This is a genomic window from Neobacillus sp. NPDC058068 (assembly GCF_042885335.1).
GTDB lineage: Bacteria > Bacillota > Bacilli > Bacillales > Cytobacillaceae > Neobacillus.
This window is the reverse complement of record NZ_JBHVSI010000026.1, coordinates 23773-43861: the sequence shown is the minus strand read 5'-3', so window position 1 is coordinate 43861 and position 20089 is coordinate 23773. Positions and strand designations below refer to the sequence as shown.

Here is a 20089-nt window from a genome sequence, read left to right as displayed (position 1 = left end):
AATATATTTTTCACTAAAATATTCCTGCTATTTAGGCGGTTAAAAAAATTTTACGAAAGAATCGCTCGGTCACTAACCATTTGGACACCACGAATTCGTTTAAATTCCGCTAATAATCGTTCAATCGTCAGGTGACGCTTATTATCCTCATCCACCTCCAAAATAACTTGTCCTTTATCCATCATAATTAAACGATTCCCCAAGTCAATTGCCTGCTGCATATTGTGGGTAACCATTAAGGTAGTGAGTTTGTATTTTTCAACAATTTCTTTGGTTAGATTCGTAATCAACTCTGCTCTTGATGGATCTAGTGCTGCCGTATGTTCATCCAATAAAAGGATGGATGGTTCCGTGAAGGTGGCCATCAATAACGATAGTGCCTGGCGTTCTCCGCCGGATAATAGACCGACCTTTGCACTGAGGCGGTTTTCCAAACCAAGATGCAAGGATTCAAGCACTTCCCGGAATAAATCGCGTCTTTTTTTCGTGACTGCTTTTCGGAGTGTTCTTGATTTATTCCGTGAATAAGCCATCGCTAGATTTTCTTCGATCGTCATACTTGGAGCCGTTCCGGCCATAGGGTCTTGAAAGACGCGTCCAATCATTTTTGAACGATTAAATTCAGAAATATTGGTTACATTTTTTCCGCCAATATGAACCTCCCCGATATCAGGGAATAAAACACCGGAAATGACATTCATTAAAGTCGACTTTCCCGCGCCATTACTGCCAATAATTGTAACAAAATCACCGGGTTTAAGGGTTAAGTTAACATGATCAATCGCGATCTTTTCATCGGGTGTCCCCTCATTAAAAATCTTATGAATCTGATTTAAGTGTAGCATGATTGTCCCCCTTTCCCGTGGCAGAAGTACGAATGGCAGATAGATGTTCTGCCCTTCTCCGCGCTTTTCGCTTTTTCTCTTTCGATCGCTCGATTATTTTCGGTGTTGTTAAAGCAACAATGACAATTACTGCCGTAATCAGCCTCATATCGCCAGGTTTCAAGAAATCAATCCTAAGGGCCATGGATACGACAATTCGGTAAATAATCGAACCGCCAATGACAGCAAGAGTTGTTCTTGCAATGGTTTTTGTCCCGAATAGAGCCTCACCGATAATAACAGAGGCTAAGCCGATAATGATCATCCCGATTCCCATTCCGACATCGGCGGAGCCGCCTTGCTGGGCAATCAGGGAGCCTGAGAAAGCAACCAATGCGTTGGAAAGCCCCAGTCCAAGAATGACAAGAAGGTTTGTATTAGCGGAAAGGCTGCGAATCATTCGCTTATTGTCTCCGGTCGCTCTGATTGCTAAACCAATTTCCGTTTGTAAGAACAGATCGGTTAGGAACTTGATAACGAAGGTGACGAAAATCATAAAAATGAGAATTCCCCATGTGTCCGGAAGACTATCCCCAAGACCAACCATTGAAAGGAAACGATTGAAAAATGAATCAATTCCGGTGCGTTCAAATAAGCCGCTAATTTTGGTAAATGCTGTTTCGATATTTAATAGCGGGGTATTGGGGCGTCCCATGATTCTTAAATTAATGGAATATAGTGCAATCATCATTAAGATTCCGGAGAGCAAGTTATTTATTTTTCCAAATGTATGGAGAAGCCCTGTTATACATCCTGCGGCAAAACCAGCAAATAAGGCCACTATTGTAGCGATAAATGGGTTAACCCCACCCGCAATCATTACCGCTGAAATCGCTGCTCCTGTTACAAAACTCCCATCCACCGTCAAATCTGGGAAATCCAGAATACGAAAGGAAAGATAGACGCCAAGTGCCATAATCGCATAGATGATACCTGTTTCGAATGATGAAAATATGGCTGTAAACATTGAGATCATCCTTTCAAAATTCATTCATATGTATGAATCAAGGAGGTAACCTCTAAACAGATCTCCCCCTTGAAAAAAGTCATTTCTTATTTTCCATCATAAAATTCGCCAAGCTTGCTCCATTCCTCTTTCACTTTTAAACCTTGTGCTTCGGCTGCAGCCTTATTGATGACTAGCTTTAAGCTGCTTGGAAGTTCCACAGGAATTTCAGAAGCCTTCTTTTTCCCTGTTAAAATTTCTACAGCCATTAATCCGGATTGATAGCCGAGTTCAAAATAGCTGAAGCCACTTGCTGCAACGGCACCTTTTTTCATCGAATCAAGCTCGCCGACGAAAAGAGGAATTTTTTTGCTGTTGGCTACAGCGATGACCGAATCAAGGGCAGTAACAACAGTATTATCAGTTGGAATATAGATGGCATCGACCCGACCGACTAGTGACTCGGCTGCCTGCTTAACCTCAGACGTATTTGCAACAGAAACTTCGACAAGTTTAGCGCCTTTTTCTTCCGCTAATTTTTTTACTTCATTCACTTGTACTTCTGAATTCTGTTCCCCAGAGTTATAGATGACACCAATGTTTTTTGCTTTTAGTTCATCGGTAATAAAGTGAATCGTCTTTTTAGTTGCTTCCGGATGGTTGTCAGTTGTACCAGTAATATTTTCCCCTGGTTTATCAAACGCCTTTACCAAGCCAGCACCGACTGGGTCTGTCACCGAAGTAAAGATAATCGGAATTTTCTTTGTCGCATTTAAGGCAGCAGTCGCACTTGGGGTAGCATTGGCAAAAATCAAGTCTACCTTGTCGCCGACAAAATTCTTGGCAATTACTTGAGGATTATTCGGATCTGCCTGCGCATTTTGCTCATCATACTCTACTTTAATACCCTTGTCTGCCAACGCCTTCTTAAATCCCTCTGTCGCAGCATCTAAGGAAGGATGCGGAGCATACTGGCTAATTCCGACTTTGAACTTCTTATCCGTTCCTCCCTTTTCTGAACCTCCTGCTGATTCTTTACTGCCGCAGCCGGCTAGCAGCAGCATTCCTGCCAAGGCAATTGAAAGTGCTTGAACTTTTTTCTTCATTAACCAACATCCCCCTAATAGTACCCTTTTCGAAAACAATAAATTTTCTAAAAATTAAATATATTAGATTATTCTAGTATTTTTTTGGTTTAAAAGCAATAGAAATAGCAAAAATATTTTTTCGCTTTAAAGCGACATAATCCCCTATAAGGAAACAAATTACCTCATCCTCCCTTCTTAGAAAAAAAAAAAAAAAATACCTTCTAACTAGTAGAAGGCATTGACGCATGTATTTTAAATTATGAGGGGAGGAACGAAAATATGTATCTTACCAATCACGGGTGTTTTCGAGTAATTTATCTATCTCAACTTTTTTCACATTATGAATGTTTTTCTCAGATGTTAGATCTGTAGTTGCTTCAAGTAATTTGTCGATATCGATTAAAACGATGCCCATCTCATCTCTAACCTCCTAAGTTTTCAATTGAATATTTCTTTAATAAACATTTCGATCTATTGATGTAAAATACGGGGGTATTTTAAAAAGTTTTATACCATTATAATCAGTACCATAAAAAGTAGAAAAATCCAGCCTAAATAGGGCTGGATTTTTCTTCCTTTACGCAGTGTTTTTCATATCTTTTCGAAGACTCGGCTGCTTAAAAAAGTATTTCATCATCGGCGGAGTAACAAGCGTGGTTACAAGAACGACGATGACTATTATCGAAAATAGTTCTGGACTGATTAACTTCGACTCCAATCCAATCGTGGCAATAATTAAAGCAACCTCCCCGCGAGAAACCATTGCCGCTCCAATTCCGAGCGAGTTTCTCCACGAAAAGCTCGCCATTTTCGCCCCAGCTGCAGCACCAATTAATTTGGTTAAGATTGCTAGAATACTAAGGACAATTATAAGACCTAAATGCTGCGAAAGACCCGCAAAGCTTGCTTTCACACCAATAGAGGTAAAGAAAACCGGAACGAAAATCGAATAACCAAGTGTTCCTGCCTTTTCAACTATTTCATGCTTATATTTTGTTAAACCAATTGCTACCCCCGCAATATACGCGCCAATGATGGCAGCAACACCTGTTAATTCTGCCACATAGGCAAAAAGGAAACAAATAATTAATGCGGAGGACAGGAGAGATTCCGTCACCTTTAACGGGGCAAACTTCTTTAATACCCACGGCACAACCTTCCAAGCTACTAAAATAGCTCCTCCAAAGAATAGTACTTTTTTTATAATGACCATACTTAAATTTACATCCCCGCCTGCCATACTCATTAAAAACGCTAAGGCAATTATGACGAGCACATCATCAATCACGGCCGCTCCTAATATTGTCGTCCCTTCTATTGACTGCATTTTATTAAGCTCTTTCAGTGCCTGAACGGAAATACTTACGCTGGTAGCTGACAGCAGCAGCCCTAAAAATACCGCTTCATAGGTCGTCATCATCAACATGATTCCTGTTAAGTAACCTACAAACAGCGGGACGACTATTCCACTAACACCAACGAGTGTCGCTGCTTTCCCAGATCGTTTAAATTCATCTAGATCGGTCTCCATACCCGCAATAAACATTAACAGTATAACGCCTAGTTGACTTAGCTCTTCCAATGTTTTCGTTTCGGATACGAGCCCCAAAACCGCTGGACCTAAAAGGATTCCTACAAGAAGCTTCCCTAAAACAGAGGGCTGGCCAAACCTTACACTAATATCCCCTGCTAATTTAGAAGCAAATAAAATAATCGCTAACTCAAAGATTAATTCCATCTAATCACCATTCCTTTTCAAAAAATATAAAAGAGTCTGTCTCAATAATGACAGACTCTTCCCTAAAGAATAGAAAAAAGCCTGTCAAACCAAAAGGGCATAATTCCCCCTTAGTGACAGGCTCCTCCATTTGACGAACATTAAGTTATCACTATAATACCATGGTTAATCATACATTTCAAGCTGCTTAATCCCACTGTTTTATTTTGCCAATTACCTTTTCCTTTATTTTAGTAATAAAGGTTGATTCTCCCTTCAATGTCTTTTGCTTATTCCATTCATTGAAGCTGGCAACAGTGATTAAAATTAGCCCCGCAACTAATAAATAGAACCACCATGGCATGTGTCCCCAATATGGTCTCGTTTGCAGAAAAACATTTAATAATAACACACCGGCCCCTACGAAGAAGTATGATTTAATTTGCAGGAACATCCCTGCCAACATCGATAACAAGGAGAGTGATCCTATGATAACCGCATCATAAATGGTATTGCTCGCTAACCCATCTTGAATTAAGACAAGTGAAACGCAAACGAGGACTCCCCATTGAATTGCTTTCGTTATATTCGAATATCGCCCTTTTAATAGGATTCTGATAAAAATAATCAAAACAACAAATGGAAGGACTTGCACTTCCCTTTCCCACAGGGACGGGATATTTAACCTAGCAATAATCGAATAATAAGGCTGTAATAAATAGGCAGCTCCAAGGATAGACATAAAGACCGAAAGATTAGCCGGAACTCGCTTTCTCTGCATCCAAAAAGAAACAGCAATCAGGACACCAGGGAGCGCTTTAATCCATATCGATGGATGCTCAAAAAAGTACATCAGCCAAAAATACAAGAAGGAGACTGCTGTATATCCATCTATTTTTATATCCCCAAGTTTCGGTCCAGTTTCAAACAGCTTTTTATACACAATCTGTCCGTTTAGTGCCATAAGTGTTCCTAACCCGCCGGATAAAAGCAGTTTTTGCAGTGCACCCATATCACTTAGGTACGAGAATTCTACGGTTGCTATAAAAGCTAGGAACAAGGGAATAATCCCCAATAAATCCCATTTAATTTTATGCAAATAGAACAGAAGAATAGAAGCATACCCACCGGTGACAACGTAAGGCAGCCAGGAATACGGATAAATCAATAGCATCGATCCAATTCCAATAATCGAAAATGGCACTAAATAATAGGCTGTCCGTTTGTTAAATTCTCCTTTGGCAAAAAGTGCAAACAGGAGAATAAGAACACTTGTGATTGGAAATTCATACAGTCCGGTAAAGTGAATGTTTAAAAAATCGATTCCTGTTGAAACAGCAAAAAATAAAGTTGTAAAAACTCCATAAAGAAATACTTTGATCTTCCATTCCCGATTCGCTAATTTTGTACTAATCCCATATGCAAGCAATGCCAAAATAAAACTATAAATCGAATCAGTATGATAGACAAACCAGGTAAACACAAGCGCCGCTGGGTATATACTGTGACCTGTCCAGGCAAAAGCAGCGGCTATGACCGAATCTTTTTTCCTGCAAAGGAATGCCGTAAACAGAAGAATGACCGCACTTACTGAGACAATTAATGAATCTACTGTACCGCTGAATGGAATCCTCATCTTAATAGCATCAACCAACGAAAAATAAGCTAACACAGTTGTAATACTGACAAGATATGGAACCCATTTCGTGCCAATCTTTTTATATAAATAGAAATACATCCCAATTCCGGCTAATAACACGATGGGTTGAACCCACAATCGATTGATTGGGCTTAATAGCGCATGGAAAATGGCAAAGGTATATAATGCCTGGGATACAAAGAATGAAATCCTCGCTAATTCTTTTTCTTCTGCTTTTTTCCAGACAAAGCTCGTCAATAGAACGAGAATTGCCCCCGATGCAAAATTAATTGCGTAACCAAATTCTTCACGGTAATAAATGAAATTGACATTCATTTCTTCAGCGAAAGCGGCAATTGAAAGACCTAGGGCACTTGGTAAGACCCATAAGGCAGCTTCCTTGTAATAGCTCCTTGTTTCTTTTTTAATGACTAAAAAGGAAACGATCGTTACGAGCAGTAGAATAACTCCAGCTTGCCACCATTGAAAGAGCGATATCGCGGCCAAAAGTGCAAAAGTCATAATCGCGATTCCTACGTCCTTAGAGCTATTCTGAAGGATTCTTAAATATTTCGCTAATGGTACAACCCCAAACACGACAAACAAGATAAAGCCAGTCAAAGACAATGTAAGTGAAAAGTTTATACTATAAATTGGTTTGACCAGTAAAAGAATAGCCTCATAGATGCCAGAAGCGGCAAAAACCGAACTCAAATAATTAAAAAGACGGTTTGAACTGCTATGGGATAAATAAATAAAGTTACCAGCAATGATAAAGTAGGCCAGCATCAAGATAATCGACGGATTGCCTGCTCGAAGCAGAATACCTTCAAGACTAATGTAAATAAAGGCGAAACCGGAGATTACTGCACTCGTATATTGAAATACCTTATCAAGAGAAAATCTTCCGTTCATCGACCTTGGAACAAATACTACACCAAATCCGATTAAAGCGTAGACAACCTCGCCAAAATAATTAAGGAAGCTATGCTCGATTAGCTGATAGGCTCCATAAACGAGCATAACACTAAATATAAAATGGTATTCCTTCCGCCCGCTGACATACATCATCGATAAATAAATAACCGCAGTCAATAAAAGGTTGAAACTGTATAGCACCTCGTTGTTGTATAAAAAAAGCATGAAAAGTGTACTAAGGACTAAATTAATCTGGACATACGGAACAAATTCTTTTGTAAATAATTTAAGTAATTCCCTGTGTTTTACTTGAAGATAGCCAAAAATAAGCGCCGCATTAAATACTGTCATTCCCAGGTAAAAGAAATCAACCTTTAGGTGCAGCCCTGCCAATAAAAAGGCCATCCCCGCAGATAGGGAAACAAAGGTAAACCAGACAAATAGTCTCGAGTTTAAATTTTTGGCAAAAAGAATATAAACAATCATTGGAAGAAAGCTGCCCAACATCCCCAGCAGATAACGCCCTTCTCCGTTTATCGCTAAATACGAGCCTAAAAGACCAAACCATCCAAGCGAAAGAATAAAAATCGGCAAAAATAAACTTCCTAGAACGATAAAGGCAAAGGCTGTTTTATCGATATGCAATACTTTCTTTGTTAACAAGGAAATTCCGTAAAATAGCAGTGCTACAAATGCAATCGATCCGCTTTTCATGTAACTTGTCATTGATTCCCAGTTACTTGTAGCTACGAATAACCCGCCTATTAATAGAAAAATAACCCCTATGTTTAACGACCACGTAATGTTCCTTTCACGAACCTCTTCCGGGGTAAGTGCTTTTTTCACTTTTGGCGGTTCTGACGGCATTGCCTTTTTGATTTGAACATTTGGTTCTGAAGGCACCGCCTTTTTGATTTGTACATTCGCTTCAGCTGGCAGTGGAATCGCTTCTATCTCTACTAAATCCAGATGGTACTGCCGGTGCGCCTTAGCGACTGAGTCCACGATATCCTCAGATAAGTAACCTTCTTCTCTCAAGGTAAATAGCTCTTGCCTAAAAATCCGTCTATTCTCTTCCCTTTTATTCGGCTCCATTAAATCTCCCCACATTCATTCCTTTAATGGTTTTTTAGTTCCTTGCATTAATTAAGCAAAACTGTATGTTTTTCCATCTATAGTGTAATTTTACACTACTGTGGAATATTTTCAATATTTTCTCTAAAAATAATCACGATTAAAAAATAAAGTTGTATGTTTGGGGGTAAAATCTGTATGATATAAGAATGTTCATATTTAAAGATGGAGGAAATTATGCTTACATTTAATGAGAAATTAGCCATTATCGAATCGTTCCCGGAGTTAGAAAGAAAGAATGTCTCTCTCGGCCGCGTAAATTTTCAATTCCCAAATAGTATTTCCGATAAAAAAAATATTGTTTATCATTTACATCCAAATGGAAATGGCTTTGTTTATGCTGGAAAGTCTGGGAACTACGAAACGGACGAAAAGGGTTTAGTAAATATCCGCGACATTTCCGCCGAACAACTCAGACAGTTACTTAAATCAGCAATTCAAGGCTTGTCACCAATTGAAAAATCAGCATCTGAGGAAGCAATCATTGGCGATTCTACAGAAGAGCGCTGGTTTGACGCTGAAAACAATCAGTTAATACTAATAAATGAAAATGATAGCTGGAATATCTATTTTGGATTAAACCTCGATGCCAGCTTTGATACATACGGAGAAGCTGAAGCGTTTTTGCAGGAAGAGGGCTTTAATCGAAAATAGTCGAAAAAAGGGCAGTGCTGGAAATTCAGCACTGCCTTTTTTTCATCTCTTTGATTTTCGATAACCGGCATCTTCCGCCTCATTTTCTGAACAAAACCAAACGATGTTATCTTTGGTAGACTCGTAATAAGACCCACCAGAAACATGGTAGATATGGGAATTGGCATTTCCCTTAATCTTCCCTTTACATTTTAAATTTGTTTCTTGATCATCACTTGGGTTATTTTGATAGCTGTTCCCTGATGATGTTCCAGTTGAAGTTTTTGAATTTGGATCTTTTTCTTGCGTCCCTTTGGCTGCATCCGTGTTGTACCCATCTTCTTGAGCATAATTTTCAATCGACCAAATACCTATTCCCTTTTTCTGCGCTTCTTTTTGGATAGCATAAAATTCATCCACATATTGTGTATTTGGGGCATAAATATACGCGACACGGGCTAGACCTTGTTCTAACAGCATTTCATTGAACATTTTGCCATCGATATAAATGTAGGCAAGTAAACGCCCATACTTATCGCGGCCTTCTCCAATACCAGGTTCAATTTCAACCTTTGTCCCAACAGCGAGAATCTTTTTCGTGTAATCGGATGCTTCAGGCCCGAATGGCTGTACTCCTAACCGTGGATGATGCGTCTCGGGAGTATCTACACAAAGCATTCTTACCTTTTCCGCTTTACCATTTATCTCGATTTCGACAGTATCGCCATCGATATTCCTAACAATCGTCCCCGCGATAAGTTTCGCACCGCTTTTTGCGATAGCAGGCGTGATAGTTTCCTGTGCTGTTTGTTTATCTTTTTCCCCGTTCTCTTTTTGATTAGAGCTAACAGCTGGTGGTGGTGGTGTATCCTTTGTGGTAGTTTCTTTCGTCACATCACTGCTGGCACAGCCAGAAATAAGGATTGAAGCCATTACCAAGAAAAATAATAGTGCATGAACAATTTTGTTTTTCATATAAAGCCCCCTATTGTATCAAAAAGAGAGAAGAATAAATCTTCTCTCTGTCTTAATTATTATCAGATGTTTTGCTCCCTTTGCTTCCTTTAGGTGCTAGATAATCATAATCGTTTGGATTAATCGGTGTATATCCATCAGGTTTATAGAAACGGAGCAAATCTTTATAGACAATTTCATCGGACATCTGGAGCTCAGTATTCACTTTTTCAGAAATATCCTTACATGATTCAGCATTTTCCAGTAATTCGCCTGTCTCAGATGAGTAGCACTTATCTTTAATCTGAATGACATCTGAAGAAACAAAATCACCATTTCGGAATAAAGCCCAATTTCGATGGTCCTTAGATAATAGATCTGAACCAAACTCCATATAGTCCTTTGTATCAACACCTAATAAATGAAGAACTGTTGGGCGTACGTCCACTTCTCCACCTACTTGCTTCTGAACGCCGCCTTTAACACCAGGAACATGGATAAATAATGGTACGCGCTGTAATTTCGCATTGAGATCAGGTGTAATTTCGTCAACACCAAGCACTTTTGCCATTGCTTCATTATGGTTCTCGGATATACCATAGTGATCACCGTACATGACAATCACAGTATTATCATATAAACCATTAGCTTTTAAATCGTTAAAAAATTGTTCAAATGCTTGATCCATGTAATTGGCTGATTGGAAATATTGGTTTACCACCGTATCTCCAAAATCACCTGCAGGGAAATCGGTGTCTCCCGGATCCATCGCAAATGGGAAATGGTTCGATAATGAAATGAACTTGGTATAGAAAGGCTGTTTCAAACCTTCAAGCAACGGCATTGACTCTTTAAAGAATGGTTTGTCCTTCATACCATAGTTCTTTGTATTTTCTTCTGACATGCTATAATAATCAGCATCAAAAAATTGATCATACCCTAAAGCCTTATACATCACGTTACGGTTCCAGAACGTTTTGTAATTACCGTGAAAGACGGCGGAATTATAGCCAAGGCCTTTTAATATAGCCGGTGCAGCTTGGAAGGTGTTCTGAGCTTTGTTAACGAATACAGCACCTTGGCCCATTGGATATAATGAGTTTTCCATCAAGAATTCAGCATCTGATGTTTTCCCTTGTCCTGTTTGATGGTAAAAATTTTCAAAATAAAAGGTGTTATTATCATGAGCCAAGGAATTTAAAAACGGTGTTGCTTCTTGGCCATTAGGCAATTTATAGTCAATCATAAAGCTTTGGAAGGATTCCATTGAAATATAAATTACGTTCATCCCTTTTGCCTTACCAAAGTATTCTGGATTTGGTGCTGCATAGTTAGCTTTCCGATAGTTCTCAACATCGGTAATATCACTGCTATCAGCTAAAGCACGCTGACTCGAAGATTTAATATTTTGAATAACATCATAAATCGTAAAGTTATAGGCACCAAGATATTTAACTAAGTAATTTCGGTCAAAGGAACGGGTCAGTAACTGTGGACGATCCTTCTCCGCTAAACCTAGATTAAATAAAAATGTGGTGATGGCAAACAAAAACACAATTTTAAATGATTTTCTGTTCGTTACCGTAACCTTCTTAAAAACGGTTAATGCTAATGCAATTAATATAATGAAATCAGCAAAATAAAAAATATCAAGCGGCGACATTAAGGATAGTGCACTATCTCCAAGTTGACCCGCATTGGTCTTTGTTTGCATTAAAACAGGTACTGTAATGAAATCATTAAAGAAACGATAATAGGCTATATTTGCGTACAATAAGAACGATAAAAAGAAATTTATGATAATCATGACAAGTTTTGTACGCTTCTTAAATAGCAGGGCGATTCCAAAAAAGAATAGCGCAGAGCTCAATGGGTTAATTAATAACAAAAATTTCTGCAGGCTATTATCAATTCCAAGTTTAAATTCAATTTGATATGCCGCATAAGTCTTTAGCCAAAATAAAACTACGGCAATTGCAAAAAATGTAATATGGCTATTGTTTATTTTTTTAGGCAATCTTAGTTTATTCATTTCTATATTCTCCTCTCACTTACCAATTAAGCTTCGGTAAACGAACCTCAACTACTATATCACATTTTCATAAAAAATAAAAACATAAATCATGCCATTATTTGTCTTATGCACAGCAATAATTTATGTCAATATTCTAGTTAATTCGACTAAAACGGTAATTTATGATGACAGTTTTCCATACTTAGCTGTGCGGGTCTCACATATGGACATGTCCGTTTCAATCTTCATTAATATAAGACGATGAAATTAAAAAATAGTTTCACCTAATATTCATTTGCTAATTATCATAAACCTGAACCTTTTTCTATGCAATATGAATTTAGCCTTATTTTTACAGAAAAATGGAACAAGCTAATAATAGTAATAACTGTTGGTTAATATAACCGCAATGAAGAAAAAGGTGCTGAAAGGGGAATGAAGTATGCCGAGAATTAGACCTGAATTTACAAAGAGTCCGTATTTTGTTGATGAGCCTGGAAATTGGCATTTAAAGGACGGAGCACCAAAAGAACTGCAATTAGAGTTGGAAAATTATCTAAACAGCCTTGAAGACCTAGATGATCCTGGGTCCTTGAATGGAGTTCAAATTGATTATCCTTATGATCATTAGCATGGAATATATATAATAGAAGAAAGCGATTACGAACGATTACCATTACCACCAGCCTTCAAATGAATTGAAGTCCATCGAATTGGATAAGGTAAGAAAAAGGAGGTGTGGAAAATGCCTAGAGGAAAAGAATTAGAACAGCTGCCAATGGCGAATATCGCACCGGGCGCAGGAAAAGATGCTAGTAGTCATAACAGAGAGGTCCTTGGGAGTATTGTCTCGCAAGAACAGCCGCAGCCTAGTGATGTCGATAAAGAAAACGAAGATATGTAAAAGGCAGGAAGCTTATCCTGCCTTTAATTTTGTTTATTTCATTTATTATTTCCTAAGTTATTTGAGATTGGCAAATCGTTCGAGATCACGATTCTCACCTATCACAACAAGGACGTCCCCATAATCAATTTTCTTATCAGGTGAAGGCGATATATTAATTTCGTCTTCATGGCGAATTGCAATAACACTCAAATTATACCTTGCCCTTAAGTCAAGCTCTCTTAAGGTTTTATTCAACATCCGATCTGGAATTTTCACTTCTTCCACACTATAATTCTTTGATATCTCAATAAAATTCAAAACATTGGGTGATAAGAGCTGATGGGCAACCCGAATTCCCATATCCCGCTCCGGAAAAACAACCCAGTCCGCCCCTACTTTTTTTAAAACTTGGCCATGAAGCTTGTTTAGTGCCTTGGCAATCACCTTTTTAACCCCTAGCTCCTTTAATAGCAAAACGCTAAGAATACTCGCTTGGATATCATTTCCTATTGCCACAATGACGGTATCAAAATTTCGAATCCCTATCGATTTTAATGCATCAGCATCTGTCGAATCTGCAATAATCGAATGAGTTGCATACGGATGGGAATCCTCCACCCGCTCCTCATTTACATCCACTCCAAGTACTTCTTGGCCAGATTCAAATAACTTATTGGCAATACTTAGCCCAAATCTACCTAAACCAATTACTGCGTATTGGTTAGCCATATTTTCTTCGAGCCCCCTTGATGTTAAAACTGCCCTATCATGATTTTACCCTTTAGGTATCGGAATGAATCTGGATTTTTACGAATGGATAAGGCATAGGCAATAGTTAATGGTCCGACCCTGCCGGCAAACATTGTAAAGATAATTAATTGTCTATTCTACTTTTCCCAAAGCAACCTTATGTATGAAGGATTTTTTGTTCAACAATTCCTTTTTTCTTTACGTCTATTTCCCCTTTTGTTAACATTCATAATATAATGGGAAATGCCAGTATAGGAAAAATATACCACCCAACTGGAATTGAGGGGGATGAAAATGAATCAAGGAACAAAACAGCTTTTTATTCAAACAGGAAGCCTTGTTGCTGGCTTTATGGTCTGGGTACTAATTTCTTCACTAATGCCTTTTATTAAAGAGGATATTAACCTTTCTTCAACACAAATTGCCTGGGCCACGGCAGTGCCTGTCATCCTCGGCTCACTGCTCCGGATTCCAATTGGGTTTTGGGCCAATCGCTATGGTGCAAGAATTTTATTTACGATTAGTTTTATTATTTTGCTTCTGCCAATTGCCATTCTCAGTTATGCAAATTCGATTTTTATGCTGATATTAGGCGGATTTATGCTAGGTATAGGAGGAGCAGTCTTTTCCATCGGCGTTACATCCTTGCCGAAATATTATCCGAAAGCTAAACACGGTTTTATCAATGGAATTTATGGTGCAGGTAATATCGGAACAGCCATTACTTCCTTTTCGGCACCTATTCTCGCTAGTTCCTTTGGATGGAGAACGACGATAAAGATTTTTTTAATTATTGTTCTAATTTTTGCTATAATGAATTTCCTATTTGGAGACAAAAAAGAACATAAAGTAAATAATTCCTTTTCAACGAGCTTTAAACAGGTTTATAAAAATCCTAAGCTCTGGTTTTTAAGCTTATTTTATTTCATCACATTTGGCTCATTCGTAGCTTTCACCATTTATCTGCCTTCATTTTTAGTGAATCATTTTGATTTAGATAAGGTCGATGCCGGCTTACGAACAGCGGGTTTCATTGCCCTAGCTACTTTCTTTAGACCAGTAGGGGGATGGCTTGGCGATAAAATCAATCCCTTTCTTATCCTTATGGCAGTGTTTTTCAGCCTTACCTTTGCAGGATTCCTGCTATCGTTCACACCATCGCTGCCAATATATTCATTCGGCTGTTTACTAGTTGCCTTCTTCGCAGGGATTGGAAATGGAGCCATCTTTAAGTTAGTTCCATTATATTTTTCAAAACAAGCAGGGATTGTCAATGGGATTGTAGCAGCAATGGGTGGTCTTGGCGGTTTTTTCCCGCCAATCATTCTAACAATACTCTTTAATTGGACTGGACATTATGCGATTGGGTTTATGTCTCTGTCTGAATTCTCACTTGCGAGCCTTGTCATCGTTGTTTGGCTTTACTATCAAGATAAGCTAGATATTTCCGCAAAGATTGTCAACCATGCTGTTGACGGCATTTGTGTTACTGATGTCAATGGGATCATTCAAAGCGTCAACCCGGCATTCACAAAAATAACCGGGTTTAGCCAAGAGGAAGTAGTCGGAAAAACACCAAGTGTCCTTCAATCCGGGGAACATAACAATGATTTTTATAAAGTAATGTGGGATAGCTTAAAATCAACAGGAGTGTGGGAAGGATACATTTGGAATAAACGCAAAAATAATGAAATATATAAAGAATGGTTAACGATTACGGCCATTAAAGATGACGCCGGAGAAACTAAAAATTATATTGGCATGTTTAACGAAGAAGACGAAAAATCTAAGAAAATTTAAAATGAAACGAGAGAGCTTCCAAAAAGGAAGGTCTCTTTTTTATTGATTAAGTGATAAATATTACAACTTTTTGTCAATTAATTTGAGTTCACAAATCCTTCACTACTTTTGTGATGTACGTCACAAATATCATGTTAACATGTGGTTTATAGTAACAACATAAACAATAGCTGCTTTGAAACTTTAAAAAAAACAATATAGGGGGAAACAATCATGGCTCGAATTAATTATTGGAATCCAGAAGATGAAAAGTTCTGGAACGCAGAAGGAAAAAAACATGCAAGAAGGAATCTATGGATTTCAGTTCCATCTTTAATGCTCGCATTTATCGTTTGGCAAATTTGGTCAGTAGTTGCAATCAGGCTTAACGATATTGGTTTTCATTTTACTGATGAACAACTATTCACACTAGCAGCAGTACCAGGTCTTGTCGGGGCAACACTTCGCTTTGTGTATACCTTCGCTGTCGGCTCTATCGGCGGTAAAAACTGGACAGTTATCTCGACAGCGGTTTTAGCAATTCCAGCAATCGGAATCGGTTTTGCCGTTCAAAATCCAGAAACGCCATTCACTATTATGCTTTTGCTGGCAGCACTTTGTGGTCTTGGCGGCGGTAACTTTTCATCATCTTCAGCCAATATTAGCTTTTTCTTTCCAAAGAAGGAAAAAGGAACAGCCTTAGGAATTAACGGCGGTTTAGGAAATATGGGTGTATCTGTTGTCCAATTCGTTACACCATTAATTATTACTTCAGGAACTTTCGCACTAGTTGGCGGCAAACAAGTATTAGCAAACGGTCAGGCGGTATATTTACAAAACGCGGCATTTATTTGGGTCATTCCGATCGTCATTATGACGCTCCTTGCAATGTTTAAGATGGATAATGTTCCCGGAGCAAAACAAACTGTAGCAGATCAATTCGTGATTGTGAAACGAAAGCACACTTGGATTATGACTGCCCTTTATGTGGCAACCTTTGGATCATTCATTGGCTATTCTGCGGCATTCCCGCTGTTATTAAAATCTCAATTTCCTGAATACATCTCACTCGCCTTCCTTGGCGCCTTATTGGCAGCTGCGGCAAGACCAGTCGGCGGTTGGATGGCAGACAAACTAGGCGGTGCAAGGGTAACAGCATATGTTTTAGTGGTCATGGGAATTGGAGCAGCTGGGGTTATATATTTCTTAAATGGTAAACAATTCGCCGGATTCTTAATTGCTTTCTTAGTCCTTTTCCTTGCATCTGGAATCGGCTCTGGTTCAACATTCCAAATGATTCCAAATATCTTTATTCCAAAAGAAGCAGCACCTGTAATTGGATTTTCAGCAGCATTCGCGGCATACGGTTCCTTCTTCATTCCAAAGCTTTTCGGATGGTCTGTTAAAACAACCGGTACACCGGTTACCGCATTTTACTTCTTTATCGGATTCTATGTAATTGCTTTTGGACTTAACTGGTTCTTCTACCAACGAAAAGCAACAGCTGCCAGAACAGTAGCAAAACAAGCGTAAAAGTTTAATCAAAAAACCTGCCTAAAAATTTTAGGCAGGTTTTTTGATTAGTTATTTAATATTTTTACAGTCACGTTTTTATTACCCCAATTTAAAGCGTCTTGTTTATCAGGAAGAAACACATCAATTCGATTGCCTTTAATCGCTCCGCCTATATCTGCGGCGATAGCAGCACCGTACCCTTCGACATATACTTTACTTCCTAACGGTATGACAGATGGGTCAACAGCAATGACCTTGGCATCTGGATTAGCAATTAAATCAACACCAGTTGCTGTGGTGCCGGAACAACCTTCACAGTAAGCTGTATAAGCTGTTGCTTTTACAGTAATTTCCTTTGATGTGTTATTACTCGTGGTAGTTTCCTTAACGCTGTCAGCTGCTTTTACTGCAGTTTTTTCACTTTCACTTGTCCCTGTCGCGGCTTGTGCGAAGAAGTTTCAACACGGCCAGTTTCACTTTGCTTCGTATTGTTTTGTTTGGATACTTGTGCTGGCTCCACATTTTTAACATTATTAGGAATTTCATCATAAATGACAAGTATTAATCCTGGATGAATCAGGTCTGTATTTAATTTATTCCATTCTTTAATTTGATTAACTGACACATCATATTTCACGGCCACACCCCATAAAGTATCTTTCTGTTGGACCGTATAGTGTTTTTCAGTTGCAATAGTTAAAACATCTCCCGGATGAATAAGCGCTGTCGAAAGATGATTCCATTTTTGAATATTTTCCACTGAAGTATGATGTTCTTGAGAAAGACCCCAAAGGGTATCCCCTTTTTCCACTGTTACCTCTGCAGCTTGTACATTAGCACCTACTGTTCCTGAGAGTGCAGCTACAGCAATAAATGCTTTAATTTTTTTAATCATTTCTTTACCTCCCATGATTTCGCAGCTAACTGTAGCAATGATATCATGGATTTTTCTGAAACAAAGAACAGGGGGATGTTAATTCGTTTACAAGAATGGCAATTATATTACAATAATATTTCTTAACAACCAAATCCCTGAACAAAAAGAATAGTGCGGAATTTTCCTCCCGCACTATTCTTTAGATTCTTTATACCCTCGAAATCGCAACTGCACAGGCTTTGTACTCGGCAGTCCCGGAAATAGGATCATATTCATTTAAGGTTAACACATTCGTAGGCGTTTCACTCCAATGGAAACTCATAAAGACAAGACCAGGCACCACTTGTTCTGTAACCTTGACCTTCACCTCAAGCTTCCCTCTTCGTGAACGAACCTGTACTACATCTCCGTTCGTAATTCCTAATACAGCTGCATCTTCTGGATGGATATCGACGGTTTCCTCAGTTTGTTTCACCTTGACACCAGCTGCATAGTGGCGGGTCTGTGTATGGGTATTATATGATTCATACCTTCGCCCTGTTGTTAATGTAAACGGATATTCCGCGTCAGGCAATTCTAATGGTTCCGTATAATCCACTGGGACAAATGGAGATTTTTTCTCCACTGGCTGCTCGTTATGGAACCGTTCATGCATAATAAATGTTCCAGGGTGGCTTTCATCAGGGCATGGGTAATGGATGCTATATTCTTTTTCAAGTCGTTCATACGATATGCCGCCATACATCTCCCAGGCAAGTTTTCTAACCTCATCCCAGATTTCCTCACTATTATGATAGTGCATCGGATAGCCCATCATTGTAGAAAGATCACAAAGGATTTCCCAGTCTTCTTTTGTATTAGGATGGGCATCAATTGCTTTACGAACCCGTTGGATTCTGCGATCCGTATTGGTATAGGTTCCTTCCACCTCTCCCCATGAACGGGCAGGCAGTACAACATCGGCCATCCTCGCTGTTTCCGTCATGAAAATATCCTGGACGATTAATAAATCAAGCTTTTCAAATAATTTTTTCGTATGATTCATATTAACATCGGCAAGCAGCGGATTTTCACCAATAATATAAAGAGCTTTTAACTCGCCCATTTCTAAGCGATCAAACGTGCGGGTTTGCGTGTCCCCTGCTTGTGGATTCAGTTCAACCTTCCAAACCTTTTCGTAACGAGCCCGGAACTCTTCATTTGCTAAGCTCATAGCTCCTGCCAATTGGTTTGGCAAACAGCCCATATCACCTGCGCCCTGGACATTATTTTGTCCCCTTAGCGGCATGATGCCAGTTCCTTCCTTCCCAATGTTACCCGTTAGCAACGCTAAATTAGCGATATCAAATACATTGTTCACACCACAATGGTGCTCAGTAATCCCAAGTGTATACGCTATCATGGAACTGCTTGAATTCGCATATTCCCTTGCAGTTGCAATAATATCTTCCGCCTTTAAACCGGTTATTGTTGCTGCTAATTCCGGCGTATATGGCTCAACTTGTTTTGCTAATTTATCGAAATCGATTGTAAATTGCTCAATAAATTCCGGTTTGTATAGGCCTTCCTTCAAGATGACGCGTATAAAAGCATTAATTAGGGCAATATCTGAACCGACATTGATTTGTAAATGGCGATGTGCCACTTTTACCATATCAATCTTTCTTGGATCAATGACAATTATTTTCAAACCAGCTTTCGCAGCCTTTTTCATCCGATTGGCAATGATTGGGTGTGACTCTGTCGTATTCGAACCCATAAGAAGTAATACTTCTGCCTTGTCAAAATCTTCAAGTGTATTAGTAGGGAAACCGCTTCCAAAAACAGTTGCCAGACCGGCAACGCTAGGAGCATGTCACGTTCGGTTACAACCATCAATGTTATTGCTGTGGATGACCGTTCTCATAAATTTTTGCGTAATAAAATTAGATTCGTTTGTGGATCTAGCACAAGCGAACATACTTATCGCGTTTGAACCCCATGTTGTTTTGACTGCCGTTAATTTATTGGCGATGAATTGATAGGCTTCTTCCCATGTGGTTTCTACAAGCTGACCGGCTGACCTGATTAGTGGTGATGTTAATCTATTTTTCGCATGAACATATTCATAGGCAAATGCACCCTTTACACAGGTTTGTCCTTTGTTCACTGGTGCTTCTTTATCCCCGCGGATTTTCATAATTTTATTATCCTGGACTTCCAGGACTAAGCCGCATCCAGTACCACAGTATCCGCAGATTGTTTTCACAAAATTTGCTTCAGCCACTTTGTTCCCTCCCATTAAATATTTTTAAACCTATATAACCATATTAATCTATTTATTTCATTTGTAGATTCCTTTTTCGAAAATATTTT

Annotated in this window: 16 protein-coding genes and 1 pseudogene; 5 read left to right on the top strand and 12 right to left on the bottom strand. The window is 38.8% G+C overall.

From position 1 onward, the window contains the following. Positions 1-50 precede the first annotated feature (50 nt). From ACFVSW_RS24085 to ACFVSW_RS24060, 6 genes are all read right to left on the bottom strand, one after another. Positions 51-845: an ABC transporter ATP-binding protein gene (locus ACFVSW_RS24085; protein ID WP_387319158.1), complete on the bottom strand. Its 795-nt coding sequence runs from the start codon at positions 843-845 to the stop codon at positions 51-53. After that, positions 820-1851, bottom strand: a complete 1032-nt coding sequence (locus ACFVSW_RS24080; RefSeq protein ID WP_387319157.1) for an ABC transporter permease — start codon at positions 1849-1851, stop codon at positions 820-822. Before ACFVSW_RS24080 ends, ACFVSW_RS24085 begins: the two co-directional genes overlap by 26 nt. An 86-nt stretch (positions 1852-1937) precedes the next feature. Beyond that, positions 1938-2936, bottom strand: coding sequence for an ABC transporter substrate-binding protein (locus ACFVSW_RS24075; RefSeq protein WP_387319156.1), 999 nt, complete (start codon positions 2934-2936; stop codon positions 1938-1940). Between the two features lie 268 nt (positions 2937-3204). Next, positions 3205-3333: a hypothetical protein gene (locus ACFVSW_RS24070; RefSeq protein WP_387319155.1), complete on the bottom strand. Its 129-nt coding sequence runs from the start codon at positions 3331-3333 to the stop codon at positions 3205-3207. Between the two features lie 162 nt (positions 3334-3495). Further along, complete coding sequence (locus ACFVSW_RS24065) at positions 3496-4656, bottom strand: cation:proton antiporter (protein WP_387319154.1); 1161 nt, start codon at positions 4654-4656, stop codon at positions 3496-3498. A gap of 187 nt (positions 4657-4843) precedes the next feature. After that, complete coding sequence (locus tag ACFVSW_RS24060) at positions 4844-8287, bottom strand: hypothetical protein (RefSeq protein ID WP_387319153.1); 3444 nt, start codon at positions 8285-8287, stop codon at positions 4844-4846. 216 nt (positions 8288-8503) lie between these two features. Here ACFVSW_RS24060 and ACFVSW_RS24055 point away from each other — a divergent pair, with 216 nt between their 5' ends. Further along, positions 8504-8980, top strand: a complete 477-nt coding sequence (locus ACFVSW_RS24055) for a hypothetical protein (protein ID WP_387319152.1) — start codon at positions 8504-8506, stop codon at positions 8978-8980. A 42-nt stretch (positions 8981-9022) separates the two neighbouring features. On the opposite strand, the gene ACFVSW_RS24050 is transcribed toward ACFVSW_RS24055, so the two are convergent. Next, positions 9023-9934, bottom strand: a complete 912-nt coding sequence (locus tag ACFVSW_RS24050; RefSeq protein ID WP_387319151.1) for a thermonuclease family protein — start codon at positions 9932-9934, stop codon at positions 9023-9025. Positions 9935-9986: 52 nt separating this feature from the next. Then, entirely contained in the window at positions 9987-11945 is a 1959-nt protein-coding gene (ltaS, locus tag ACFVSW_RS24045; RefSeq protein ID WP_387319150.1) for a lipoteichoic acid synthase, read from the bottom strand. 424 nt (positions 11946-12369) lie between these two features. Between ltaS and ACFVSW_RS24040 the strand changes: the two genes are divergently transcribed. Beyond that, the gene (locus tag ACFVSW_RS24040) at positions 12370-12558 is read left to right on the top strand and encodes a hypothetical protein (protein ID WP_387319149.1); all 189 of its coding nucleotides are present in this window, start codon (positions 12370-12372) and stop codon (positions 12556-12558) included. A gap of 114 nt (positions 12559-12672) precedes the next feature. Next, positions 12673-12831: a hypothetical protein gene (locus ACFVSW_RS24035; protein WP_387319148.1), complete on the top strand. Its 159-nt coding sequence runs from the start codon at positions 12673-12675 to the stop codon at positions 12829-12831. A 57-nt stretch (positions 12832-12888) separates the two neighbouring features. Here the strand turns inward: ACFVSW_RS24035 and ACFVSW_RS24030 are convergent, their stop codons facing one another. Next, the gene (locus ACFVSW_RS24030) at positions 12889-13542 is read right to left on the bottom strand and encodes a potassium channel family protein (protein ID WP_387319147.1); all 654 of its coding nucleotides are present in this window, start codon (positions 13540-13542) and stop codon (positions 12889-12891) included. A 315-nt stretch (positions 13543-13857) separates the two neighbouring features. Here ACFVSW_RS24030 and ACFVSW_RS24025 point away from each other — a divergent pair, with 315 nt between their 5' ends. Beyond that, positions 13858-15363 carry a nitrate/nitrite transporter gene (locus ACFVSW_RS24025; RefSeq protein WP_387319146.1) on the top strand — a complete coding sequence of 502 codons (1506 nt, stop codon included), beginning with the start codon at positions 13858-13860 and terminating at the stop codon, positions 15361-15363. A gap of 213 nt (positions 15364-15576) precedes the next feature. Continuing rightward, positions 15577-16875 (top strand): MFS transporter, encoded by a 1299-nt coding sequence (locus ACFVSW_RS24020; protein ID WP_387319145.1) that lies wholly within the window; start codon positions 15577-15579, stop codon positions 16873-16875. Between the two features lie 47 nt (positions 16876-16922). Here ACFVSW_RS24020 and ACFVSW_RS28085 read toward each other — a convergent pair. The 3 genes and pseudogenes from ACFVSW_RS28085 to fdhF form a co-directional block, all read right to left on the bottom strand. Continuing rightward, positions 16923-17213, bottom strand: a pseudogene (locus tag ACFVSW_RS28085) (3D domain-containing protein); the annotation flags it as partial. A gap of 47 nt (positions 17214-17260) precedes the next feature. Next, entirely contained in the window at positions 17261-17752 is a 492-nt protein-coding gene (locus ACFVSW_RS24010; protein ID WP_387319144.1) for a LysM peptidoglycan-binding domain-containing protein, read from the bottom strand. A 190-nt stretch (positions 17753-17942) separates the two neighbouring features. Beyond that, positions 17943-20015 (bottom strand): formate dehydrogenase subunit alpha, encoded by a 2073-nt coding sequence (gene fdhF, locus ACFVSW_RS24005; RefSeq protein ID WP_387319143.1) that lies wholly within the window; start codon positions 20013-20015, stop codon positions 17943-17945. Between the last annotated feature and the right edge of the window lie 74 nt (positions 20016-20089).